Consider the following 22,956-nt stretch of genomic DNA (forward strand, 5'->3'; position numbering starts at 1 on the left):
CGCGAACGGCGACCCGTACAAAATACGCACCACCCGTTCGGGATTTCAAGCACGGCAGAGCAAATTCCCGGACATGCCTGTTCCCGCCAGCACCAGCGCATCCACGACCATCCTGCGCGCCTGGACCTGTACTCGCCGGATCGATGCAGTAGGCTCGGCTGGTGACCTGAAGCAGGCCTGCGGAGGCCCCTCATGCTGGGAAATCTTGCCGATATCGATCTGCGGATGTTGCGGGTGTTCTGCGCCATCGTCGACGCCGGGGGCTTCACTGCGGCCCAGGCCCGGCTCAACACCAGCCTCTCGCGACTGAGCGTGGTGGTTCGCGACCTTGAGGAACGCCTGGGCTATTCCCTGTGCCGGCGCGGCAGCAGCGGCTTCCAGTTGACCGACCAGGGCCTGGAACTGTTCGAGGCCGCCCAAGGACTGTTCGCCGATATCGAGCGTTTTCGCCAACATGCCAACCGGTTGGGTCCCAACGCCCGCGAACACTTGCAGATCGGCAGCGTCGACAGCCTGGCCAGCCTGCCCTGCGCCCCACTGCCCCTGGCCCTGAAGCATCTGCGCCAGCGCTTGCCCCAGGTACGGCCGAACCTGCACCTGATGCGCCCTGACGAACTGGAGCAGGCCGTGCTGGACGATCGCCTGCACCTGGCCATCGGCGCTTTCCACCATGAGTTGTCGGGCTTGAACTATCGGCATCTGTTCGACGAAGAACAGCACCTGTACTGCGCCGCCGGGCATCCGCTGTTCGCCCTGCGCGACGAGGAATTGAGTCTGGACCGGATCTGCAGCGCCGACTATGTCGGTCGAGGCTATATGGCCGAACACCAGCGGCCCCACGACCTGCACTTCAACCAGGCAGTCAGCGCCTATAGCATGGAAGCCATCGCCACGCTGATCCTCTCTACCACCTACCTGGGCTACCTGCCCAGCCACTATGCCGCAGGCTGGGTCGCCAAGGGGCAGCTGCGCGCCCTGCTACCCCTGCGCCTGGGGTACCGCTCGCGCTTCCACTGCATCACTCGCCAGGGCCAGGAGCCTGGGACAGCCCTGGCCACGCTCCTGCAATGCCTGGAACTGGCGGCACAGCAACTGACCGAACCTGCGCCGGCCGTCGCTCAGGGCAGGTAGATCTTGAACAGGCCACCACCCAACGGGCCGCCGTTGCTGATCCGGGTGTGCCCACAGACGCCATTGCGCTGGTGCAGCTCGGCGATACGCCCGGCGAAATACAACCCCAGCCCGGTGCTACCGCTGCTCTGGTTGATGCCCTGCATGTACTCGGCCTGGCGCTCGATCATCGCCTGGGGATAGCCGTCGCCATCGTCGTTGATCGACAGCACCACCTGGCCTTCCTCGTCGCTGACACTGATCAGCAGGGCATGGCGGGCATGGCGGATTGCGTTATTGATGCAGTTGGCCAGCACCGAGGCGATCAGCTCACGATCCAAGAAACCCAGGGGGCTCAGCGGATCGACTTCATAGGTGGCGGAAATCCCGCGGCTCTTGAACACTTCCTGGTGGCTCACCAGCTGCGCTTCGATGAAGTCGTCCAATTCGTGGTAGGCCGGCTGCAACGGCAACTGGTTGACTCCCAGCTTGTACAGCCCCAACAGCTGCACCAGCATGCCGTTGAGGTGCGCGAACTCGTAGTCGATCACCCCCTGCTCGGCAGGCAGCTGCCCTTCCGGCAGGCGTGCCAACCACTGGGCATGGGCCTGCATCAGCATGGCCAGGGAGTTCTTCATGTCATGTACGGTGGAGGCGATCACCGTGGAAAAGTCGAGCGCCTGTTGCTTTTCGATCATTCGCCAAACGCCTTGCTTCGCAGCTTCTGGTAGCGCGGATAACGCGCGTCGGTATCGGGCATCATGCCGACCATCTTCAGGCACGCCTGGCATTCCTCCAGGAGCGCCGCATCCGGGTTGGCGTCGGCGCCATGCAGCAGCGACTGCGCCATGTTCAGGGCAACACTGATGTTCTTGGGCTGCATGGCCAGGGCCTTGCGGAACAGTTCCCGGGCCTCGGCCAGGTTGCCGGCCTTGTAGCTGCGCACGCCCTGGCGGTTGATGTCGGCTGCCGCATTGGAAGAACTGAGGATAGTCGGGTCATCGGTGAGCTTGGCGATGCCTTGCATGACTTTCGGGTCATCGCCGTAGATTTCCGCGCAGTTCTTGAGCATCGAGGCGCCGGCACTGGCCTGCCCCAGCATCTGTAACTGCTTGGCCACCAGCAGCGCCGCCTCGGGGCTCATGAACTGCTCCATGCCTTCGAGTCGCTGCAAGGCCTGCTCGGTGAGCTTGTCGGCCGTCTCGGCATCGTTGAGCAACAGGCTGGTGGCCTTCATCAGTCGCGCGCGGATCTGCAAGCCTGGATCGGCCGGGTTTTCCTTGGCTACGGCGCTCAGCGTCTGGTTGATCTCCAGCCGGGTACGGGTATCGAGGCCGCGCTCGCTGCCCTTGCTGATCAAAGCATGGGCCAGGCCCAGGTTGCTTTCCGGGTCCTTGAAGCGCGATTGCGCGCCCTGGTTCACCGCCTGGCGATAAGCCCTGGAGGCGCTTTCGAAGTCTTCGTTGGCCATGGCCAGCTTGCCCAGCAACGCCTGGCGCCGGGGAGCCAGGGGCGACAAGCGCACCGCTTCCTCGAGCACGCTCTGGGCACGCTTGGTATCGCCCTCGGCCACCAGCACATCGGCCAGGCCGTCATACAGGCCCGGCATCATCGGGAAAGCCTTCAAGGCCTTCTCGTACACCGCCTTGGCCTCGGTGACCTGGCCGCGCTTGAACAGCAGGCGCCCCAACCCGACATAGGCCCAGGGCAGCGGCCGATCCGCCAGGATGCTGTTGTACAAGCGCTCCAGGGGCTCGTTCTGGTTCATGTCGCGCAGGGCGTCGGCCCGGTAGCGCAGGCACAGCGGCGCATAGCGCGGGTCCTGCTTGCACAGGGTGACGCAGGCGTTGAGCACTTCCACCGGCTTGCCCCGGTCCAACGCCTGGAGGATCGGCTTGAGCAGGGTCTTGCGTTGCTGCAAGCGCTCCAGGCGCTGGGCCAGGCCGGAGCGATTGAACGGTTTGGTCAGGTAGGCATCGGGCTCGTGCTCCAGGGCGCTGAGCACCATGGCCTGGCTGCTCTCGGCGGTCACCATGAGGAACACGCTTTCATGGCTGATGAGCTTTTCCATCATCAGGTCTTCGAGCACTTGCTGGCCGTTTTTCTTGCCGTCACCCAGGTGGTAGTCCTGCAAGATGAAGTCGTAGCGCTTCTGCGCGCACATGCGCAGGGCCTGCTCACCAGAGTCGGCGGTATCCACGTCCTTGACGCCCAGCTCACGCAACATCGAGCGCACCGAACTGCGGTAGTCCGAGAAATCATCGACGATCAAAAAGCTCTTTTGGTGGTACGCCAGCATCGAAGATTCCAGGCAAGTAAGAAGATCAATCCAGAGACGCCAGGGCCCACCCGGCTTCACAGCCCCTCGGCGCGCAGATAATAGCGGCTGGCCGAAGGCTATCAAGCACTTTGCGGCCAGCCTGTGATGCAGGTCGCCGCTTGGGAACACAATTGTCCATCGCAGGTTATCGGCCGGATCGAGCATTCCCTTATAGGCGCTCGATAGCATTTATTGCGGTTTGGTCTGTCCTTGTCGCGATTTGCCCCACACCGGTAAAAACCTTCGGAAAATGGTCTTGGAAGGCCTGGGAAATCTTGGATTCTGCAACTTCACCTGCTAGCGTGCGCGCCTCTAAGCCTCGATCGCTGTCGCTCCCCACCCAAGCCGCGATACGCCGCTCTGCAGCGGCAAGCAAGCGCGGCTTGCAGGCCAGGTGCCGAAGAATCGGCGGGCACCCGACGCTGGCATCAGCGACATGGGCATGCCGGTTTGCCAGAAGATGCATCGATGGATGTACACAGCATTATCCAATGGAGTTAACGATGGCGCAGGACAGCAGTGTGATTACCGGTATTGAACTGGAACAGTTCATGGACCGCCTCGAAGCGCAACAGCAAGAGCAGGAAACCGATACCCTGCTGGCCCAGTTGCAAGCACAGCCTCTATTCGCCGACTCCCTGGGCTCCATCGCTCGCCTGCACACCCTGTGGATGCAGGCCGGCGATTCGGTTGCCGCGCAGGCCGTCATCGATCGCGACGGTGACGCCCTGCTGCAAGCCTCAGGGGATGCGGCGCGCGACGAGTTGCAGATCAACCTGGATATCCTGCGCCTGCAGGTCGCCAACTATCTGGATGACGAGCCGGTACTGCTGCAGGTACTGGAAAAACTCAACCAGATGGCCACCCAGACCCTGGACTTCGATGTCGAGTACTACCGGCGCTATCGGATCTTCGACCAGCTGGAAATGGGCAGTATCGAAGTCGCGCTCAAGACCATCGAAGTGCGCTATGCCCTGGCCCTGATCAACCCCGAACGCGCCGCCTTGCGGGCCTGGGACGACGCCGACCGGCATCGACGCCGCGCCCTGGCACTGGCGCGCCATGAGCGTGACGAAGAAGCCCGCGCCGCCGCCCTGGACGCGATCAACGTCGTCCGCAACGCCAGCCCCGAGCAGGACATCGACGAAGGTGACTGGCTGTGGCTGGGCAATTCACTGATCGAGATCATCCCACTGCGCCTGGCCCTGTTCGAGCAACCCATCGCCCAGCTCACGGCTGGCCTGTCGCAGCCCCGGCGTCGCGAATGGGACGTGCGCATCGCACGCCTGGCGGCCCGGTCCCTGCACGCCCAGGGCGACCTGAACGGCGCCCTGAAGATCTGTCACGTGGCGGCGATGAGCCTGGACAGCGGCGGTGGCAACAGCTTCATCGAGTATGAGTTGCCCTGGCTGCAGGAAGCCGGACGCATGGAGGAAGCCGGCCATCGGGCGTTCCTGGATATCTACGACCGCCAGTCGGAGATGTGGCCACCAGTAGCACGCCTGGTCCTCGAACGCCTCAAGGACCCGGAAGACCGCAACGCCTGGTGGCCGATCTGCATCATGCGTGCCTGTGTCACCAGCGAGCTGTTGCAAATATTCCTCGAGGCATTGCCGCCGATCACCCCAGAAGAACCGGCGACCACGCCGCTGCTGGTCGCCCTGTATGCCGCAATGGACGACCTCGAGCAGCTCGATCGGTTGTTCGCCGAAGCCCGGGCCGAGGCGCTGCGCCGCAACCCCGAACAGCCCTGGATCAAGCGCCTGGCCGCAGTGCACGACGCCGACCGCGATCTGATCGACGCAGCCACCGAGGTCGAGCTGCTGCAACAAGCCATCGAGGCCGGTCGCCTGCACGACAACCGCAGCGCCTATGCCTTGTTCGTCGCCCAAGTGCGCAAGCTGGGCATCATCGAAGCGCTGAAACAGTGCCGGCCACAACTGGCCAGCGGCAATCACGCCTACAACTACGCCCTGACCATGGAGGAACTGGCGGAACCAGAGGCCGACAAACTGCCAAGCGAGGCTCGCGACGAAGCCTACTCGCTGCTGCGCGATGCCCAGAAAGATGCCTACGAGCAGGGGCAAGCCCATATGGAGCGCTACTTCGCCACCGGCAGTGGCCACCCGTTCGATGCCTGTGCCCACCTGTACTCGATGCTCTGCAACAACCTGGCGATCAACTACCGCTGCTACAACGAGCAACAGCGCTACGCCGATGCCATCGAACTGCACCAGCGGGGCATTGCCGCCAGTTCCTTCGCCGAGCACTTCAACGGTGTCCTCAGCGCCCGTATCGCCATGGACGACTACCCGGGCATCGCCGAAGCCGCGGAGCAGCTGTGGCATTTCTCGATGGACTACGGCTACAGCCGTCACAATCCGGAGAGCTACATCGTCTCGGTGGCCTACGCCCTGTACTCGCTGGACCGCGACAGCGAAATCCTCATCTGGCTGGAACGCCTGCTCAACTGGCAGGCCGCCCAGGAGATCAGCGACCAGCAGCTGGACTCCTCGGCGCTGTTCGACCGGATCAAGCTGGCGCGCTACCTGGCCCCCACCCATCCGGACAACGCCGACAGCCTGTGGCAGCGCTATGAGTCCTGCGTGCTGGAAATGAACGAGGTGTCGGTGATGTCCTGTTCGGTGGACTACTTCAAGGCTCGTGGACGCACTGAAGAAGCCCTCGACTACTGCGCCCGGACCCTGGCCCTTTGCGATCCGAGCAAAGACTACGACGTGCAATGCCGCACCCGGATCGAGTCGATCATGGCCGAACTGCAGGCGCCTGCCGCCCCTGCCGCCAAGAAGAGCTGGTGGCAGCTATGGAAGTAGCCGCCGACAAACGCAGCTCCAGCTATGCCGCGCGCAACCTGCTCAATGCCGATGAACTCAAGCGAGGCATCAAGCAACGCAGCCAGGCCCGGGAAGACGAAGCTGCCGTGCAAAGCTGGCTGCTCAACCACTTCTATCGGCACCTGGCTGGCAACTTCGAACCGGCACGACGCATCCACGACCTGGATGACGCCGCTCAGGTATTGGGTAGCGCCGGGCTACCGGCCTGGGTAGCCGGGCACTTCAGTGCCGCCAAGGCCCAGGAGGCCGACGCCTGCGCCAGTGCGCCCCCCCTGGTGTGGATCGACCCGGCGCAACCCCAGCTGTTGGCCCAGGAGGCCCGGCTGGTGGAGTTCCTGGTGTCACGCAAGGGCACGGCCCTGGAGGGCAAGCTCGACCGCATCAACTGCCCCCAGGCCCTGGCGCTGTGGGAGAAGGAACATGCGCAAATGGTGGCCCGGGTCGACCAGGGCTGGCGCCAGAGTTCGGCCGATGCCTTGCAAGTCACGGTGACCTGTGCCGAGCACACCTGGGTGGAAATGCGCAGCGACAGCCCGCTGCTGCGGGCCGAGATGGCGTTCGAAAGCTATGTGATGCGCCACTGCCTGGGGCAGTTCGCCAATCGCCGGGCCTTGACCGGCGGCTATGGCGAGCGCTACGCCGAGGCCGTGGAGCAACAGGGCATGCGGGTCTTCAGCCTGCGCGATGCCCAGGGCCAGCCCCACATCACGGTCAGCCTGATTGTCCAGGACAGCGGCGCACTGACCGTGGAGCAGGTCAAGGGCAAGCAGAACCGCCCACCAGTGGAGCGCTACTTCCATGACCTGCTGGCGTTCCTCAATACCATAGGTACCGACCAACAGACGCCGGACGACTGCATCGCCATCGGTGTCGTGCGCACCGAAACCGGCTGGCTGCACATTGAAGAGGTCTGTGAGCCCGAGGCCCAGACACGCCTGGTATCGCGCTACCCACAGCTGTTCTCGCGACTGGACTCGCCCTCGCCCATGGTCCAGTGGCTGGTGGCGGCTCGCCAATGCGACCTGTTGCTGGAAAACGAACCCGAGGCCCCGGCTGTGCGCTATGCCATCCGGCATGTCTACAAGAAAAGCCCTTGGCCACAGCCTCGCCTGGAGGACCCGTTGTATCGCACCGAAGGCGTGCCATGGAAAGACATGTCCCCGGCCCAGGCCGAGTCCATCTGCAGCTGGCAAGCCAACAGGCAGCGAGGCAAAGCATGCTGACCGTCATTGGCTTCCTATTCGGCGCCTGGGTGGTCTGGGGTTACCTGCGCCGCCGCTCCAGCCCCACCTCCCTGGTGGTCTTCACCCCACGCAAGCGCTGGGCCCTGACACTGGCGCAACCCATGGTGGATGCCACAGGCATGACCGGGTTCTTCGATCCCGAGACCACCTACTTCGCCGATCAGGCCAGGGACACCCTCAGGGCTCCGCTGCTCCACCAGATCGGCTTTCGCAGCAACGCCAGCGACGATGAAGTTCGCAACCACCTTAACTCCACCCTGGAACGCCAGTGGTTTCGTATCGACCTGCATGGCCTGAACGCCAGCGACGATCCGCGGGCCGCCGTCGCCTTCGCTTGCGTGCGCAGTGCATTCTTCGCCCGGTGTGCAACGCTGATGGGCTGGCTGGAAGCCGACAGCGGCTGGCGCATCATGCTGCTCAATGCCCAGCGAGCTCAGGATTGCTTCGACAGCTGGGAAGACTTCGGCCAGGCCTTCATGCAGGGGCGCCGGCAATGGGTAGCGGCCTTCAGGGCGGACGCCCTGGGGAGCACCTTCAACGAAGACAGTCTCAAGCAGTTGCTCGCGGCAGACGGCGGGGCCTGGGCAAAAGTAGCGTGGCAGGGTTTGCCGGCATTCAGCCCGGCAACCGAGTGAAGGCCGGGAGAACCCTCACTATTAGCAGTCTCACACGTGAGACATAGAACCCGCAGGTTTAAGTTGCACTATAGATAAATCAAGCGCCGAACGGCCCCAGGCACCCTGAGTGTCCTGGGGCTTTTTCATGCCCACAGAAAAATGGAGGTTGTACCGTGTCCCATCTAGCTCTACTGATTACCGCCCTGATCCAGCGCAGCTCCAGCCTGTCGGCAGGACGATTCTGGACCCTGGCGATAATGACGTTCATCTACATGCTTGAACGCCTGTTCATCTTGTGGCGAATGACTTGAGAAACAACGCAAACAGCTCCGCCTGGGTATTGATCTGCAACTTCGCATAGAGATTCTTCCTATGCATCCTGATGGTCTCCAGGCCAACCTTCAAAGTATTGGCGGCGGACTTGGTGGAGTGCCCGCAAAGTATCAGATGGGCCACATCCTTCTCCCGCTCCGTCAGCGCTCCATTGCCAAACGGCTTGAAAGCCTCGGATATATGATCCCTGCTGATACCCTGTTCCTGGACATCAAACGCCTCGCATGGTCCTTGCTGTTCGGACAGGATGGCGGGTTGTCCTTGCCAATGCAGCAGCACCAGGCTCCTGACCAATGGCTCGACGGATCGAAGGAATTCGAGTTGCAGATAATCGAATGTCTCCCCCGTCTTGCCCTGAAAGAAACATAGGGTCAACTTGGTTACCGGGTCGAGATCGATGACATAGAAACAGTCCTCTTTCACCCCATTTCCCAGGTAATAATTCTTGTAGTACTCGCTGCTGAAGAAATCGTCCGGACAAGCCTCGGACAGGTGATAGAACCCTTGCGTAATACCACTCTTCACTGCCAGGCACATGGGATCGAGCATATAACCCGCTGCAAAGTAGCGGTTTATCAAGGATTCATATTTCTGTTGTGGGATACCACTCTCGTACAACAGAACTGGCGCCCTGGACTGGATCTCCAGCACGAACTGCGTGGACTGGATAACAGCCACGGTACTCAGGGCGTGCACCAGCCTCTCGACGAAATCATCGCTACCCACAGCCTCTATCACGGCCGACAGATTGGCGTGCCACTCTCGCAGCGATACCAGGGCTTTCATCTTTTCATAACTGCTCATGATGGAAGACATCGCCACGCTCCTGCTTGCCCGGGTTTGTGCATTCCTATCACAAAGACTTCCTGCTGGCGTGGACCTCAGAGTCTTACGCCCGGGCGAACGATTTGCTGAACATGAACCAGCCCTGTACCAGGCAACTTCCGGTGAGACTCCCGGCAGGCAGGACGGCTATCTGCCGGACTTGATCTGCGTCCAGGATCGCGTGGCAAAGCGCTGTATGGCAAAAGGCAACGGCGTGGCTACGAACAGCTGTTTTTTGGCCGTAATCTCTGGAAAAACCATGGGATTGTCGAGCAACTCGCGGCTGATCAAGGAATAGGATTTGTAGTTCGGATTGGGATACCCGACATCTTCACTGATCCTTGCGATCACCTCGGGCCTGAGGATGTAGTCGATGAACGCCAAGGCCGCATCAGGATTCTGCGCATCAGCGGGAATGGCCAGCATGTCATACGCCAGCTTGCTGCCTTCCTTGGGTAGCGAGTAGCTGATATCGATGTTTTTCCCCGCCTCCTGCGCCCTGGCCGCGGCCTGGTAGATATCCCCGGAGTAACCGATGGCCACGCAGATATTGCCATTGGCCAGATCGGATATGTATTTGGCGGAGTGGAAGTAAGTAATGTAGGGCCGGATAAGCAGCAACTTCTCTTGTGCCAGCTTGTAGTCCTTGATCTCGCTGCTGTTGGGGTCCAGGCCAAGATAATTGAGCATCACCGCAAACAACTCATCGGGCGAATCCAGTATCGCTACACCGCACTGGCTCAGTTGTTCGATATTCCTCGGCTCGAAGACAGTCGCCCAGGATTCGATCTTTTCCAGGCCAAGAATGGCTTTGATCTTGTCGACGTTATAGCCGATCCCCACCGACCCACCGAGGTAAGGCACTCCGTATTGATTACCAGGATCCACTACTTGCAACAGCTGCAAGATGTCCGGATCCAGATTGCTCCAGTTCTGCAATTTGCTCTTGTCCAATGGCTGGAACGCACCGGCGCGGATCTGTTTTGCCAGAAAGTTATTGGAAGGTACCACCACGTCGTAGCCGGACTTGCCGGCCAACAACTTCGCATCGAGCATCTCGTTGGACTCGAATACGTCATAGACGGGAAGGATCCCCGTGGCTTGCTGGAAGTCCTTCAGGGTGGTCCGCCCAATGGAATTGGTCCAGTTATAGATGTGCACACTTTCCGTACCCGCTGCGCTGGATAGCCATAACGCCAGTAGCACAGCGACACCTGCCTCGATTACCAGACTTTTCATTTTATTGTTCTCCTGGAAACGCACTGCCAGGAAGCTATCCAGGCCACCCCACTACGTCCATTACCCTACAGGGGGTATGTCCGAGGCGGTTGCGACGGCAAGACCCGAGCTTGTGAATTCTTCTTCCCTTGAAGGGGAATTCTTGCCGGAGATCGATCGGGATAAGTTGGATAGGGCGCATGCAGCTTGGAACAACACCCCTGAGCTGCTGAAAGTCTTGTAACCGACCACCAATAAAAACCCATGGGGATTAAAACAATGGTCTACGACAAATTGCTTATCGATGGGCACCTGGTATCTGGCGAAGGAGATAACGAACGCATCTATTGCCCAGCCGATGAAAGCCTCATCTGTGAAGTAGCCGCAGCCAGCCCGGCGCAACTCGAGTTGGCTGTGGAAGCCGCCAGCCGGGCGTTTCCCGCCTGGTCACAGACACCTCCCGGACAGCGCAGCTACCTGCTGCTCAAGCTCGCGGACCAGATTGAAATGGCCGCGCAAGAACTGGGCGCCCTGGAAAGTCGCAATTGCGGCAAACCGCTGCAAATGGCCATCGAAGATGAGATTCCTGCAGTGGTCGATGTCTTGCGCTTTTTCGCGGGGGCCGCTCGCTGCCTGCCCGGCAGCGCGGCAGGAGAGTATGTGCCCGGCAATACCAGCATGATCCGGCGTGATCCCCTGGGAGTCGTCGGGCTGATCGCTCCCTGGAACTATCCGCTGTTCATGGCGGCCTGGAAGCTGGCACCTGCCTTGGCAGCCGGCAACACCGTGGTCTTCAAGCCCTCGGAGCTGACACCCTTGAGCGCGCTCTACATCGCTCGGCTTTGCGCAGTCATATTTCCCCGGGGGGTCGTCAACATCATTTCCGGACGCGGCATTACCCTGGGGGCCCAGCTCTCGTCGCACCCCAAGGTACGCATGGTGTCCGTGACTGGCGACATCACCACCGGCCAGGCAGTGGCCCATGCTGCGGCTGGCAACCTGAAACGCACGCATCTCGAACTGGGAGGCAAGGCTCCGGTCCTGGTGTTCCCTGATGCGGACATTCGCGCAGTGGTCGATATGGTGCGCAGTGCCGGCTTCTACAACGCTGGCCAGGACTGCACCGCAGCTTGCCGCATCTACGTCGCGGAATCGATTCGCGAGCCATTCCTGGATGCCCTGGTGCAGCAAGTTTCGACGCTACGCAGCGGCCACCCAGAAGATCGAGACATCGATTTTGGCCCCCTGATCAGCCGCCGCCAGCAAGAGCGCGTCCTGGGCTTCGTACAACGCGCCGCGGCGCTGCCCCATAGCGAGGTGCTGACCGGAGGCGACGTTCCCGACGGCCCTGGATACTTCTTCCAACCCACGGTCATTGCCGGAGTCAGGCAGGAAGATGAAATAGTCCAGAAGGAAGTGTTCGGCCCGGTGGTCTCGGTGACCTCCTTCGACGATGAGGAGCAGGTACTGGAGTGGGCCAACGCCAGTGAATACGGGCTCTCGGCTTCGGTCTGGACCGGCGATGTCAAACGAGCCCTGAGGACCTCCAGGCAACTGCAGTACGGCTGCGTGTGGGTGAACCAACACATGACCCTTGCCACGGAAATGCCCCATGGCGGCCTGCGGCAATCGGGTTATGGCAAGGATATGAGCTTGTATAGCCTCGAGGACTACACCTGCATCCGCCACATCATGCTCAACTTCGAGTAGCCCATCATTGAAGCAGGCAAGGACGAACGACGGACAGGATGTCCGATGCAAGAAGCCAGCTTCATGGGATGCGAACAAGGGGAGAGATGGTGTCCCAGGGCAGGTTCGAACTGCCAACCTTCCCCTTAGGAGGGGGATGCTCTATCCAATTGAGCTACTGAGACCCGGAGGTAAGTGCCTGATACGGCACAAAGGACGGCGTGCATGTTAACGGCCAGCGGCGTATTTGTCATGTCATCGGTAGGGGTTTTTACAGGGCGCCACAGGCCTGGCTGGCGGGGATCGTGCAAATTGCATCAATGCAAAAAGCCATCATTGCAAAATGCAACTCACACATCCGGCAAACAAAAGCCAACCAGCTGTTTTTAAAGGATTTAATGGCATATACACTGTTGGCACGCAGCCTGCTTTATCCATGGATAAAACACTGCGGAGATGATGCCCATGAACAGCGTCCTGTTTCTCTTGAATGCGACAGCCATTGCCGTGCTGGTGGCTTTTCACTTTCTACCGCAGGACAACGTCACCGATGGGCCTTGCGTCACTCATCATAGCCAGGGCCTGAGCGCACAACTGGCCGTCCTCAATACCCAGGCCCTGCCCGGGACCATGACCCAGACCGCCACCGGAGAGGCCCCGCAGCCACCAGCGGAGCTAGTAAGCGAGCGCTGGGTATTCTGATCAGGAGATGTTCATGTCCACCGCAGCCAAAAGCCTGCTTGTCCTGGTAATGCTTAGCGCCATAGCGGCCATGGCATTGCCCGAAGGAACCTTCAGCTGGATATGCCTGGCAGCCTGCGGCGTGTTCTCCAGCCTGTTGCTGCTGGCCCTGATTGCCGGGCGCAAGATCAAGTTCGACCCGGTGCTGCGCTGATCCCGTGCAGGCGTAATATCTCCAATAGATGCTGGACGGTAGACGACAACCCTTGTGAGTTGTCCAGGCGCACCACCTGCCCGTCGCCGATCCAGCCCTCATTGATGAACAACTCGTTGCGCCTCAGGCGATCCTCGATTTGCGCCACACTTTCCCGTCCCCGCATTAGCAAACGCTGGCGCAACACCTGGGTATCCACGGTAAGCACAATGGGCAGCAGGTCGCGATAACGCTCCCGAGCCTGCGGCAGATAACCTCGGGAGCCATTGACCAGTACGTGGTGCCCCTGAGCCAACCAGTGGTCGATCTGCAGCGCAATGCCATAACCCAGGCCATTGGCCCGCCACCATAAGGCAAATTCCCCCTGGGTCACCCGGCGCTCGAACTCCTCGGCGCTGACCTCCTCGGCACTCTCGCCCACCGACTCGGCAGAACGGGTGATGACCCGCCTCGCCACCTCGCAACCCATCTCTGCCAATGGCTGCCTGGCGGCATCGATCAGGCTGTCCTTGCCAGCCCCCGAGGGGCCCATCAGGTAAATGAGTCTACCGGGCATGGATGAGGGATCCGGACGGAGATACTAGTAAATCGGCCATTTGCCACTATCCTCTAACAGGTAGGGATCATGAGACTCATCCGCAGCGCGTGCACCTTCGCTAGTGCACAGCCACTCCCGCCGGGCGAGAGACTGCGGCCAACAATGCGGATCAGCGATCTTTTCAAACCAGTCCGCATTTCTGATAATTGGTGCTGGCATAACGCCTTTATCCAGTTCAATATTTGTCACAGAATTGACGCCAATGATCTGGCAATTTTTGAGGCATGATGCGGGCCTCTTAACAATTCAGGTTGAACATTTGGCAATCAGGCTTGTCCTAAAAAACAGCCCGCGGCCAATTCCGAGAACCGCTCCCCTGAACTAACCGGTTAAATATATGCGCCCATTGAAACAGGCAATTTATTCCAGCCGTACGGCTGACAAGTTCGTCGTACGTCTGCCCGACGGGATGCGTGAACGCATTGCCGAGGTGGCTCGCAACCATCATCGCAGCATGAACTCCGAAATCATCGCACGCCTGGAGCAGAGTCTTATTCAGGAAGGTGCCTTGGGTGAAGAGCTGAGCATGCGCCTGGACAGCCCAGAACTGTCCTTGCATGAACGCGAGCTGCTTCAACGTTTCCGCCAACTTTCACATCGCCAGCAAAACGCCCTGGTTTCGCTGATTGCACATGACGCAGAAATGGCCGCAGACGCCAGCTGATTTTGCCCCGAAAGCTAGAGCCAGCCTAGTCGCTGGCTTTTTTTTGCCCGCCTGAAAGCAACGAAGCGCCATCAAGGCGCTTCGTCGGGAATCCATAGCCAAGGGCTCAGAGCAGGAAGATCGTCGCCAGGCCGAGAAAGATGAAAAAACCACCGCTATCGGTCATCGCGGTGATCATCACGCTGGCACCCATGGCCGGATCTCGCCCCAGGCGTGCCAAGGTCATGGGGATCAAGACCCCCATCAGGGCCGCCAGCAACAAGTTCAAGGTCATCGCCGCTGTCATGACCACACCCAGCGACCAACTGCCGTACAACATGTAGGCCACGGCACCGATCACCCCACCCCAGATCAAGCCGTTGATCAAGGCTACCGCCAGCTCCTTGCGCATCAGGCGCGAGGTATTACCAGTACTGACCTGGTCCAGGGCCATTGCCCGGACGATCATGGTGATGGTCTGGTTCCCCGAGTTACCGCCGATACCTGCCACGATCGGCATCAATGCCGCCAGTGCCACCAGCTTCTCGATGGAACCTTCGAACAAACCGATCACCCGCGAGGCCAGGAATGCCGTGATCAGGTTGATGGCCAGCCAGGCCCAACGGTTGCGCAGGGACTTCCAGACCGAGGCGAAGATATCTTCCTCTTCACGCAGACCGGCCATGTTGAGGACTTCGCTTTCGCTCTCCTCACGAATCAGGTCGACCATTTCGTCGATGGTCAAACGGCCGATCAGCTTGTCGTTCTTGTCGACCACCGGGGCCGAAATCAAGTCATAACGTTCGAAGGCCTGGGCTGCATCGTAGGCGTCTTCATCGGGGTGAAAGCTCACCGGATCACTGGCCATGACCTCCGCAACCTGCTTTTCCGGGTCATTGACAAGGAGCCGCTTGATCGGCAGGACCCCCTTGAGCACGCCGTCGTAGTCGACCACGAACAGCTTGTCGGTATGGCCAGGCAGCTCCTTCAGGCGACGCAGGTAACGCAGGACCACTTCAAGGCTGACATCCTCGCGGATGGTCACCATCTCGAAGTCCATAAGGGCACCGACTTGCTCCTCGTCATAGGACAACGCGGAGCGGACACGCTCACGCTGCTGGCCATCGAGGGCCTCCATCAGCTCATGGACGACGTCTCGCGGCAGCTCGGGAGCCAGGTCAGCAAGTTCGTCAGCGTCCATCTCCTTGGCCGCAGCCAGGAGCTCATGATCGTCCATGTCGGCGATCAGGGTTTCACGCACGGAGTCGGATACTTCGAGGAGGATGTCGCCGTCACGCTCGGCCTTGACCAGCTGCCAGACAGTCAGGCGCTCTTCCAGGGGCAAGGCTTCGAGAATGTAAGCGACGTCGGCAGAGTGCAGGTCATCGAGCTTGCGCTGCAGCTCGACGAGATTCTGCCGATGGACCAGGTTTTCCACCCGGTCATGGTGATGGCCTTCCTGACGGTGCGTCAGGTCTTCGACCACACGCTGGCGCTGCAGCAGCTCAACGACTTGAGCCAGGCGATCCTGCAGGCTTTCCTGCGTTTTCTTTACTTCTACTTCGGTCATAGGCGAACTCCACTCCCAGCAGAGGAGCACGCCGGAAGGATCAATCAGTCAGTTCATGATTGTGAAAACGAGATACTGAGTAACTACTGGGTAAGTCCATGGAGATATTCCACAAGCCCCGGCGGGGCTGACGGGCGCAATCATACACCGCCTGGCGGTTTTAAACGTTAAAAAATCGCGGCAAGAACAAGCGCTTGCGACATAAACCTGAGCGGCGCCCGAATCTATGGAACTGCGACGCCTCGGCAGAAAAAGAAAACACACGGATGGAGAAAAAAGTCCGCCGACATGCCGCCGAGCAGGATATTCGACTACCGAGAAGACAAGCCGTTCCGAACGAACAGACAAGAGAGAAGATAAAGCCGCACAAAAACAAAAAGCCCGTATCTTGCGATACGGGCTTTCTGATATATGGTGCACTCGACAGGATTCGAACCTGTGACCGCTCGGTTCGTAGCCGAGTACTCTATCCAGCTGAGCTACGAGTGCATTTGTGTTTTTAGACCAGGCCACAACTGGTTGAAGCCGAGTTATTCATATCGCTACAACTAACTCTTAAATGGTGCACTCGACAGGATTCGAACCTGTGACCGCTCGGTTCGTAGCCGAGTACTCTATCCAGCTGAGCTACGAGTGCATTTGTGTTTTTAGACCAGACCACAACTGGCTGAAGCCGAGTTACTCATATCGCTACAAGCAACTCTTAAATGGTGCACTCGACAGGATTCGAACCTGTGACCGCTCGGTTCGTAGCCGAGTACTCTATCCAGCTGAGCTACGAGTGCATTTGTTGCGCCGCATTATAGCCCGTTGAATCATCTTGTTAAGCACTTTTTCTAGTAAATTCAACAACTTACAGAAGAAGCCAGATTACAACGTACTAAGCAAATAATGGCGGAGAACGGGGGATTCGAACCCCCGACACCCTTTTGAGGTGTACTCCCTTAGCAGGGGAGCGCCTTCGGCCACTCGGCCAGCTCTCCGCAACACGGGGCGTATATTAACCACCTTTCTCCCCGTTTGCAAACAAAAAAAACGAGAAAAATTAATGGCTTGGTTCTTCGTCCTTCTCTTTCTTGATCCGCAGGTAGATTTCCTCACGGTGGACCGCCACTTCTTTGGGGGCGTTGACACCAATACGCACTTGATTACCTTTGACGCCGAGCACGGTCACAGTGATTTCGCCATCACCAATGATCAGGCTTTCTGCGCACCGACGAGTCAGAATCAACATACCTTTCTCCTCACGCATTACATTTCAGGGACTACAGTCTGCAAAAAAAAGGGTGTTGGCCTACAACCGGGTCGGCAGTAGTCCTACACGCCTAAGTATTGACTAGCGTGGACGAAAGAACAGCTTTCTTCCACGCCGATCAAAAACACAAAGGGCGCGGTCAGACCGCGCCCCTTTCAACCACGCGTCACTCGCCCTGTCGGGCTGGCGCGTCGAGCTCGAACGCGGTGTGCAGGGCACGTACCGCCAGCTCCAGGTATTTCTCTTCGATCACGACCGAAACCTTGATCTCGGAAGTGGAGATCATCTGGATATTGATGCTCTCCTTGGCCAGCGCCTCGAACATCCGGCTGGCTACACCCGCATGGGAACGCATGCCAACACCGACGATGGAGACCTTGGCGATATCGGTATCGCCAACCACTTCCCGGGCACCGATTTCACGCGCGGTATTTTCCAGCACGTTCTGGGCAGCCAGGTAGTCGTTGCGGTGCACAGTGAAGGTGAAATCGGTGGTGTTATCGTGCGAAACGTTCTGCACGATCATGTCGACTTCGATGTTCGCTGCGCTGATAGGGCCAAGAATCTTGAAGGCCACGCCAGGATTGTCTGGCACGCCACGGATAGTCAGCTTGGCTTCATCGCGGTTAAAAGCGATGCCGGAAATGATCGGCTGTTCCATGGATTCCTCTTCATCAATAGTAATGAGGGTGCCCGGACCCTCCTGGAAGCTGTGCAACACGCGCAGCGGAACGTTGTACTTGCCGGCGAACTCGACCGCACGGATCTGCAACACCTTGGAACCCAGGCTGGCCATTTCCAGCATTTCTTCGAAGGTGATCTTGTCCAGGCGCTGAGCCCTGGCCACCACGCGCGGATCGGTGGTGTAGACGCCATCCACATCGGTATAGATCTGACACTCGTCGGCCTTCAAGGCCGCCGCCAGGGCTACACCAGTAGTGTCGGAGCCGCCACGACCCAGGGTGGTGATGTTGCCGTGCTCGTCGACACCCTGGAAACCGGCCACCACGACCACACGACCGGCCTTCAGGTCGGTGCGGATCTTCTGGTCATCGATCTGCAGGATCCGCGCCTTGGTGTGCGCGCTGTCGGTCAGGATGCGTACCTGGTTGCCGGTATAGGACACCGCCGGGATACCACGCTTGATCAGCGCCATGGCCAGCAAGGCGATAGTCACCTGCTCACCGGTGGACACGATCACATCCAGCTCACGGGGAACCGGTGGGGCTTCGCCACTGATCTGCTTGGCCAGATCGATCAGGCGGTTGGTTTCGCCACTCATAGCCGACAACACGATCACCAGGTCGTCGCCAGCTTCGCGGAACTTCTTCACCTTGTCGGCAACCTGCTCGATCCGCTCGATTGAGCCGACCGAAGTGCCGCCAAATTTCTGTACGATCAAAGCCATTTTCTAAGCCGCCTCAGCCCGTCAAGGGGCGCCCGTTAAACAATCAAACTGCGCAGCGCAAGGACCCGCCACTAGACGACGGGTCCGGTCGGCGCCTTAAATGCCTTGCTCGACAAAGGGCACGGTCAGGGCCAGCGCGGCATCCAGCGCAGCAGCGTCGACGCCACCACCCTGTGCCATGTCTGGACGACCACCGCCCTTACCGCCCACTGCCGCAGCAGCCTGCTTCATCAAATCACCGGCTTTGAGTTGGCCAGTCAGGTCCTTGGTTACGCCAGCAACCAGCACGACCTTTTCCTCATGGACACTGCCGAGCAGGATCACTGCGCGGCCGAGTTTGTTTTTCAACTGATCCACCAGCGCCAGCAGCGCCTTGCCGTCCTGGCCATCGAGACGCGCAGTCAGCACTTTCACGCCCTTGACGTCCTGGGCCTGGGCCGACAGGTCGTCACCGGCCGCAGCGGCGGCCTTGGCTTGCAGCTGCTCGAGTTGCTTCTCCAGCAGACGGTTGCGCTCCAGCACCGCCGACAGCTTGTCGATCAGGTTGTCACGGCTGCCCTTGACCAGGACCGCCGCTTCCTTGAGTTGCTCTTCGCCCGCATTGAGGTAGGCCAGGGCCGCAGCGCCAGTGACTGCCTCGATACGTCGCACGCCGGAGGCCACGCCACCTTCGCTGGTGATCTTCAACAGACCGATGTCGCCGGTGCGGTTGGCGTGGATACCACCGCACAACTCGACCGAGAAGTCGCCGCCCATGCTCAGCACGCGCACGCTATCGCCATACTTCTCGCCGAACAGCGCCATGGCGCCCTTCTTCTTGGCGGTGTCGATATCGGTTTCTTCGGTTTCCACCGCGGTGTTCTTGCGGATCTCGGCGTTGACGATGTCTTCCAGCGCCTTGATCTGCTCTGGCTTGATCGCTTCGAAGTGACTGAAGTCGAAGCGCAGGCGCTGGCTGTCCACCAGCGAGCCCTTCTGCTGCACATGTTCGCCCAGCACCTGGCGCAGCGCGGCGTGCAGCAAGTGGGTAGCCGAGTGGTTCAGCGAAGTGGCGTGACGCACATCGGCATCGACCTGCGCTTCAACCGAAGCGCCGACGCTCAGGCTGCCCTGGGCCAGCACACCGTGGTGCAGGAAGGCGCCACCGGTCTTGGTGGTGTCACGTACGTCGAAACGTACATTGCCAGCCGTCAGGAACCCGCAGTCGCCGACCTGGCCGCCGGATTCGGCATAGAACGGAGTCTGGTCGAGGATCACCACGCCCTCCTCGCCTTCGCCCAGCACGTCGACCGATTGCCCATCCTTATAGAGAGCGACCACTTTGGCCGCGCCGCTGGTGGCGTGATAACCGGTGAACTCGGTGGCTACATCGACCTTGACCAGGCTGTTGTAGTCCATGCCGAAGGAGCTGGCGGAACGAGCGCGTACACGCTGGGCCTCCATCTCGCGCTCGAAACCTTCCTCGTCCAGGGTCAGGTTGCGCTCGCGGGCGATGTCACCGGTCAGGTCCATGGGGAAGCCGTAGGTGTCATAGAGCTTGAACACCACATCGCCCGGAACCACGCTGCCCTTGAGTTCGGCCAGGTCCTGCTCGAGGATGCGCAGGCCCTGCTCCAGGGTCTTGGCGAACTGTTCTTCTTCAGCCTTGAGCACGCGCTCGATATGCGCCTGCTGACTCTTGAGCTCAGGGAAGGCTTCGCCCATCTCGGCCACCAGCGCGGCGACGATCTGGTAGAAGAAGCTGCCCTTGGCGCCCAGCTTGTTGCCGTGGCGGCAAGCGCGGCGAATGATCCGGCGCAGCACATAGCCGCGACCTTCGTTGGACGGCAGTACGCCATCGGCAATCAGGAAACCGCAGGAGCGGATGTGGTCGGCCACCACTTTCAGCGAGGCCTGGCCGTCGTTGCTGCAACCGATCGCCTTGGCCGCGGCGGCCAGCAGGTTCTGGAACAGGTCGATCTCGTAGTTCGAATGCACGTGCTGCAATACGGCACTGACACGCTCCAGGCCCATGCCGGTATCCACCGACGGCGCTGGCAGCGGGTGCAGCACGCCGTCGGCGGTGCGGTTGAACTGCATGAAGACGTTGTTCCAGATCTCGATGTAGCGGTCGCCGTCTTCTTCCGGCGAGCCGGGTGGGCCGCCCCAGATATCGGCGCCGTGATCGTAGAAGATCTCGGTGCAAGGACCACAAGGACCGGTGTCGCCCATGGTCCAGAAGTTGTCGGAGGCGTAGGGCGCGCCCTTGTTGTCACCGATGCGTACCATGCGCTCGGCCGGCACCCCGATTTCCTTGGTCCAGATGTCGTAGGCCTCGTCGTCGGTGGCGTAGACGGTGACCCAGAGCTTTTCCTTCGGCAGGTTCAGCCACTTCTCGGAAGTCAGGAAGGTCCAGGCGAAGGTGATGGCGTCACGCTTGAAGTAGTCGCCGAAGCTGAAGTTGCCCAGCATCTCGAAGAAGGTGTGGTGACGGGCGGTGTAACCGACGTTTTCCAGGTCGTTGTGCTTGCCACCGGCGCGGACGCACTTCTGGCTGCTGACAGCGCGGGTGTACGCGCGCTTTTCCTGGCCCAGGAAGCAGTCCTTGAACTGGTTCATCCCCGCGTTGGTGAACAGCAGGGTTGGGTCGTTGCCTGGGATCAAGGAGCTGGAGGCTACACGGGTGTGGCCCTGCTCTTCGAAGAAGCGGAGGAAGGCTTCACGGATTTCTGCGCTTTTCATTAGGTTCTTCCACGGAGACTGCGGCCAAAGGCCTGTGCGCAACGTCAACAGACGAAACGACGGCAAAGGGCCGCATTATATCGGCGTTAATCACTTGGTACAGCGTGTTTGTACGATACAAACAGTCAATTGGACGGAGAACACTGTCACTTACGGGAAAACTCGGCAAAAGTGCCCACCACTTGGTCGATTTGCCCGCGCTCGACGTCCAGGTGGGTCACCAGGCGCATCCGCGGCGCGGCACTCAAACGTACGCCCCGCTCGCCGGCAAAGGCCTTGAGGGCTTCGGCCCGCTCGCCCAGTTGCACATAGACCATATTGGTCTGCACCGGCTCGACGTTGTAACCCACCTCGCGCAGGCCTTCGGCCAGCAGACGGGCATTGGCATGGTCGTCCGCCAAACGCTGCACCTGGTGATCCAGGGCATACAGGCCCGCAGCCGCCAGCCCACCGGCCTGGCGCATGCCGCCACCGACCATCTTGCGCAAGCGCCGGGCCTTGCCGATCAGCTCGCTGGAACCGCAAAGCACCGAGCCCACCGGTGCCCCCAGGCCCTTGGACAGGCACACCGACACCGAGTCGAAGTGCTCGGTGATCAACCGCGCATCGACGCAAAGTTGCACGGCCGCGTTGTACAGCCTGGCCCCATCCAGGTGCAGGGCCAGGCCGTGCTCGCGGCTGAAGGCGCGTGCCTGGGCCAGGTAGGCCAGCGGCAGCACCTTGCCCTGCATGGTGTTTTCCAGGGCCAGCAGGCGGGTGCGGGCGAAATGGAAATCGTCGGGCTTGATCGCCGCCGCCACCTGGCCCAGGTCCAGCGAACCATCGGCCTGGACCTCCAGCGGCTGCGGCTGGATCGAGCCCAGCACCGCCGCGCCGCCGCCCTCGTATTTGTAGGTATGGGCCTGCTGCCCGACGATGTATTCGTCGCCACGCTCGCAATGAGCCATCAACGCCAACAGATTGCTCATGGTGCCGGAGGGCACGAACAGCGCCGCGGCGAACCCCAGGCGCCGGGCCAGCTCGGCTTCCAGCTGGTTGACCGTCGGATCCTCGCCGTACACGTCGTCCCCGGTGCGGGCGCTGGCCATGGCATCGAGCATGCCGGGAGTCGGCTGGGTCACGGTGTCACTACGAAGATCGATCACGCTCATCACATCTGGCCTCGCTGCTGGACCCTCAGGCCCGGTTAAGACAGGGAATTCCCTTTCGGACATGAATTACTGCCGTCTCACCCCCGAATAATCAAGCAACAACTTTAGAAAAAACTGATCCTGAGCAGGAAAAATCTGACAAGAACCAAAAGGTACGATGTTTTCCTGGGCAGACTGTGTTAAAAATCCACCGCCCGGGCCAAAGCCACGGGCAAACGTTCTCAGGGCGGGGTGCAATTCCCCACCGGCGGTAATTGCACGCAATGTGCATAGCCCGCGAGCGCTTGGCACCATCGGCAGCTTGCCTGCAGGTGATGACAAGGTCAGCAGACCCGGTGTGATCCCGGGGCCGACGGTCATAGTCCGGATGAAGAGAGAACGGGATTAGCGCCGAAGGGCCGCTGCCGAACCGTCGTGGGAGAACCACGCGGGTCTTGCGCGCACCCTTGAATCCCATTCGATTCATGCATGCCCTGTTTTTCATACAAACAGGAGTCAGAACAG

General features: G+C 60.2%; 19 protein-coding genes, 5 tRNA genes and 1 riboswitch. Of the genes, 9 read left to right on the forward strand and 15 right to left on the reverse strand.

Features of this window, described 5'->3' with window-relative positions:
• Window positions 1-192: 192 nt before the first annotated feature.
• Complete coding sequence (locus C4K40_RS23150; RefSeq protein WP_053137005.1) at window positions 193-1,131, forward strand: LysR family transcriptional regulator; 939 nt, start codon at window positions 193-195, stop codon at window positions 1,129-1,131.
• Here C4K40_RS23150 and C4K40_RS23155 read toward each other — a convergent pair.
• Together C4K40_RS23155 and C4K40_RS23160 are read right to left on the reverse strand one after the other, a co-directional pair.
• Window positions 1,119-1,808: a sensor histidine kinase KdpD gene (locus tag C4K40_RS23155; RefSeq protein WP_053137008.1), complete on the reverse strand. Its 690-nt coding sequence runs from the start codon at window positions 1,806-1,808 to the stop codon at window positions 1,119-1,121. The two genes, C4K40_RS23150 and C4K40_RS23155, sit on opposite strands and share 13 nt — an antisense overlap.
• On the reverse strand, window positions 1,805-3,409 hold the full coding sequence (locus C4K40_RS23160) for a tetratricopeptide repeat-containing response regulator (protein ID WP_022640282.1): 1,605 nt from the start codon (window positions 3,407-3,409) through the stop codon (window positions 1,805-1,807). The genes C4K40_RS23155 and C4K40_RS23160 overlap by 4 nt, the downstream gene beginning before the upstream one ends.
• A 524-nt stretch (window positions 3,410-3,933) precedes the next feature.
• Here C4K40_RS23160 and C4K40_RS23165 point away from each other — a divergent pair.
• The 4 genes from C4K40_RS23165 (at window position 3,934) to C4K40_RS31655 (ending at window position 8,457) form a co-directional block, all read left to right on the forward strand.
• Window positions 3,934-6,264: a hypothetical protein gene (locus tag C4K40_RS23165; RefSeq protein ID WP_053137011.1), complete on the forward strand. Its 2,331-nt coding sequence runs from the start codon at window positions 3,934-3,936 to the stop codon at window positions 6,262-6,264.
• Window positions 6,255-7,508, forward strand: a complete 1,254-nt coding sequence (locus tag C4K40_RS23170; RefSeq protein WP_053137014.1) for a hypothetical protein — start codon at window positions 6,255-6,257, stop codon at window positions 7,506-7,508. The genes C4K40_RS23165 and C4K40_RS23170 overlap by 10 nt, the downstream gene beginning before the upstream one ends.
• The gene (locus C4K40_RS23175) at window positions 7,502-8,164 is read left to right on the forward strand and encodes a DUF1266 domain-containing protein (protein WP_053137017.1); all 663 of its coding nucleotides are present in this window, start codon (window positions 7,502-7,504) and stop codon (window positions 8,162-8,164) included. Before C4K40_RS23170 ends, C4K40_RS23175 begins: the two co-directional genes overlap by 7 nt.
• A 155-nt stretch (window positions 8,165-8,319) precedes the next feature.
• Entirely contained in the window at window positions 8,320-8,457 is a 138-nt protein-coding gene (locus C4K40_RS31655; protein WP_157064374.1) for a hypothetical protein, read from the forward strand.
• Here the strand turns inward: C4K40_RS31655 and C4K40_RS23180 are convergent.
• Both C4K40_RS23180 and C4K40_RS23185 read right to left on the reverse strand, forming a co-directional pair.
• Complete coding sequence (locus C4K40_RS23180; protein ID WP_053137020.1) at window positions 8,435-9,295, reverse strand: helix-turn-helix transcriptional regulator; 861 nt, start codon at window positions 9,293-9,295, stop codon at window positions 8,435-8,437. The genes C4K40_RS31655 and C4K40_RS23180 overlap by 23 nt on opposite strands.
• A gap of 156 nt (window positions 9,296-9,451) precedes the next feature.
• Window positions 9,452-10,543 (reverse strand): polyamine ABC transporter substrate-binding protein, encoded by a 1,092-nt coding sequence (locus tag C4K40_RS23185; protein WP_053137023.1) that lies wholly within the window; start codon window positions 10,541-10,543, stop codon window positions 9,452-9,454.
• Window positions 10,544-10,801: 258 nt separating this feature from the next.
• Between C4K40_RS23185 and C4K40_RS23190 the strand changes: the two genes are divergently transcribed.
• Window positions 10,802-12,232, forward strand: coding sequence for a gamma-aminobutyraldehyde dehydrogenase (locus tag C4K40_RS23190; protein WP_053137026.1), 1,431 nt, complete (start codon window positions 10,802-10,804; stop codon window positions 12,230-12,232).
• An 87-nt stretch (window positions 12,233-12,319) separates the two neighbouring features.
• On the opposite strand, the gene C4K40_RS23195 is transcribed toward C4K40_RS23190, so the two are convergent.
• Window positions 12,320-12,396, reverse strand: a tRNA-Arg gene (locus C4K40_RS23195).
• A gap of 280 nt (window positions 12,397-12,676) precedes the next feature.
• On the opposite strand from C4K40_RS23195, the gene C4K40_RS23205 reads away from it, so the two are divergent.
• Both C4K40_RS23205 and C4K40_RS23210 read left to right on the forward strand, forming a co-directional pair.
• Window positions 12,677-12,913: a hypothetical protein gene (locus C4K40_RS23205; RefSeq protein ID WP_031320337.1), complete on the forward strand. Its 237-nt coding sequence runs from the start codon at window positions 12,677-12,679 to the stop codon at window positions 12,911-12,913.
• 13 nt (window positions 12,914-12,926) lie between these two features.
• The gene (locus C4K40_RS23210; RefSeq protein WP_053137250.1) at window positions 12,927-13,106 is read left to right on the forward strand and encodes a PA3371 family protein; all 180 of its coding nucleotides are present in this window, start codon (window positions 12,927-12,929) and stop codon (window positions 13,104-13,106) included.
• Here C4K40_RS23210 and phnN read toward each other — a convergent pair.
• A complete protein-coding gene (gene phnN / locus C4K40_RS23215; RefSeq protein ID WP_053137029.1) occupies window positions 13,081-13,662 on the reverse strand; it encodes a phosphonate metabolism protein/1,5-bisphosphokinase (PRPP-forming) PhnN in 582 nt (193 codons plus the stop codon). The genes C4K40_RS23210 and phnN overlap by 26 nt on opposite strands.
• A 379-nt stretch (window positions 13,663-14,041) precedes the next feature.
• Here phnN and C4K40_RS23220 point away from each other — a divergent pair, with 379 nt between their 5' ends.
• Window positions 14,042-14,368 (forward strand): Arc family DNA-binding protein, encoded by a 327-nt coding sequence (locus tag C4K40_RS23220; RefSeq protein ID WP_003178899.1) that lies wholly within the window; start codon window positions 14,042-14,044, stop codon window positions 14,366-14,368.
• Between the two features lie 106 nt (window positions 14,369-14,474).
• On the opposite strand, the gene mgtE is transcribed toward C4K40_RS23220, so the two are convergent.
• The 9 genes from mgtE to ltaE all read right to left on the reverse strand — a co-directional run bounded on the left by mgtE (window position 14,475) and on the right by ltaE (window position 22,452).
• Entirely contained in the window at window positions 14,475-15,917 is a 1,443-nt protein-coding gene (gene mgtE / locus C4K40_RS23225) for a magnesium transporter (protein ID WP_022640315.1), read from the reverse strand.
• A gap of 412 nt (window positions 15,918-16,329) precedes the next feature.
• A tRNA-Arg gene (locus C4K40_RS23230) sits at window positions 16,330-16,406 on the reverse strand.
• A gap of 71 nt (window positions 16,407-16,477) precedes the next feature.
• Window positions 16,478-16,554: transfer RNA gene (locus C4K40_RS23235), tRNA-Arg, on the reverse strand.
• A gap of 71 nt (window positions 16,555-16,625) precedes the next feature.
• A tRNA-Arg gene (locus C4K40_RS23240) sits at window positions 16,626-16,702 on the reverse strand.
• Between the two features lie 107 nt (window positions 16,703-16,809).
• Window positions 16,810-16,900: transfer RNA gene (locus C4K40_RS23245), tRNA-Ser, on the reverse strand.
• Window positions 16,901-16,962: 62 nt separating this feature from the next.
• On the reverse strand, window positions 16,963-17,151 hold the full coding sequence (gene csrA, locus C4K40_RS23250; RefSeq protein ID WP_002554426.1) for a carbon storage regulator CsrA: 189 nt from the start codon (window positions 17,149-17,151) through the stop codon (window positions 16,963-16,965).
• A 187-nt stretch (window positions 17,152-17,338) separates the two neighbouring features.
• Window positions 17,339-18,580: an aspartate kinase gene (locus tag C4K40_RS23255; RefSeq protein ID WP_053137032.1), complete on the reverse strand. Its 1,242-nt coding sequence runs from the start codon at window positions 18,578-18,580 to the stop codon at window positions 17,339-17,341.
• A 96-nt stretch (window positions 18,581-18,676) separates the two neighbouring features.
• Complete coding sequence (gene alaS / locus C4K40_RS23260; RefSeq protein WP_053137033.1) at window positions 18,677-21,301, reverse strand: alanine--tRNA ligase; 2,625 nt, start codon at window positions 21,299-21,301, stop codon at window positions 18,677-18,679.
• A 146-nt stretch (window positions 21,302-21,447) separates the two neighbouring features.
• Window positions 21,448-22,452 carry a low-specificity L-threonine aldolase gene (gene ltaE, locus C4K40_RS23265; protein ID WP_053137035.1) on the reverse strand — a complete coding sequence of 335 codons (1,005 nt, stop codon included), beginning with the start codon at window positions 22,450-22,452 and terminating at the stop codon, window positions 21,448-21,450.
• 213 nt (window positions 22,453-22,665) lie between these two features.
• Window positions 22,666-22,836: riboswitch (FMN riboswitch) on the forward strand.
• The last annotated feature ends 120 nt before the right edge of the window (window positions 22,837-22,956 follow it).

Origin of the sequence: Pseudomonas sp. CMR5c (assembly GCF_003850545.1) — a bacterium.
GTDB classification, from domain to species: Bacteria; Pseudomonadota; Gammaproteobacteria; order Pseudomonadales; family Pseudomonadaceae; genus Aquipseudomonas; species Aquipseudomonas piscis.

Coding starts and splice junctions, on each gene's coding strand:
- C4K40_RS23150 (WP_053137005.1), top strand. CDS start 193: ATGCTGGGAAATCTTGCCGATATCGATCTGCGGATGTTGCGGGTGTTC.
- C4K40_RS23155 (WP_053137008.1), bottom strand. CDS start 1,808: ATGATCGAAAAGCAACAGGCGCTCGACTTTTCCACGGTGATCGCCTCC.
- C4K40_RS23160 (WP_022640282.1), bottom strand. CDS start 3,409: ATGCTGGCGTACCACCAAAAGAGCTTTTTGATCGTCGATGATTTCTCG.
- C4K40_RS23165 (WP_053137011.1), top strand. CDS start 3,934: ATGGCGCAGGACAGCAGTGTGATTACCGGTATTGAACTGGAACAGTTC.
- C4K40_RS23170 (WP_053137014.1), top strand. CDS start 6,255: ATGGAAGTAGCCGCCGACAAACGCAGCTCCAGCTATGCCGCGCGCAAC.
- C4K40_RS23175 (WP_053137017.1), top strand. CDS start 7,502: ATGCTGACCGTCATTGGCTTCCTATTCGGCGCCTGGGTGGTCTGGGGT.
- C4K40_RS23180 (WP_053137020.1), bottom strand. CDS start 9,295: ATGTCTTCCATCATGAGCAGTTATGAAAAGATGAAAGCCCTGGTATCG.
- C4K40_RS23185 (WP_053137023.1), bottom strand. CDS start 10,543: ATGAAAAGTCTGGTAATCGAGGCAGGTGTCGCTGTGCTACTGGCGTTA.
- C4K40_RS23190 (WP_053137026.1), top strand. CDS start 10,802: ATGGTCTACGACAAATTGCTTATCGATGGGCACCTGGTATCTGGCGAA.
- C4K40_RS23205 (WP_031320337.1), top strand. CDS start 12,677: ATGAACAGCGTCCTGTTTCTCTTGAATGCGACAGCCATTGCCGTGCTG.
- C4K40_RS23210 (WP_053137250.1), top strand. CDS start 12,927: ATGTCCACCGCAGCCAAAAGCCTGCTTGTCCTGGTAATGCTTAGCGCC.
- phnN (WP_053137029.1), bottom strand. CDS start 13,662: ATGCCCGGTAGACTCATTTACCTGATGGGCCCCTCGGGGGCTGGCAAG.
- C4K40_RS23220 (WP_003178899.1), top strand. CDS start 14,042: ATGCGCCCATTGAAACAGGCAATTTATTCCAGCCGTACGGCTGACAAG.
- mgtE (WP_022640315.1), bottom strand. CDS start 15,917: ATGACCGAAGTAGAAGTAAAGAAAACGCAGGAAAGCCTGCAGGATCGC.
- csrA (WP_002554426.1), bottom strand. CDS start 17,151: ATGTTGATTCTGACTCGTCGGTGCGCAGAAAGCCTGATCATTGGTGAT.
- C4K40_RS23255 (WP_053137032.1), bottom strand. CDS start 18,580: ATGGCTTTGATCGTACAGAAATTTGGCGGCACTTCGGTCGGCTCAATC.
- alaS (WP_053137033.1), bottom strand. CDS start 21,301: ATGAAAAGCGCAGAAATCCGTGAAGCCTTCCTCCGCTTCTTCGAAGAG.
- ltaE (WP_053137035.1), bottom strand. CDS start 22,452: ATGAGCGTGATCGATCTTCGTAGTGACACCGTGACCCAGCCGACTCCC.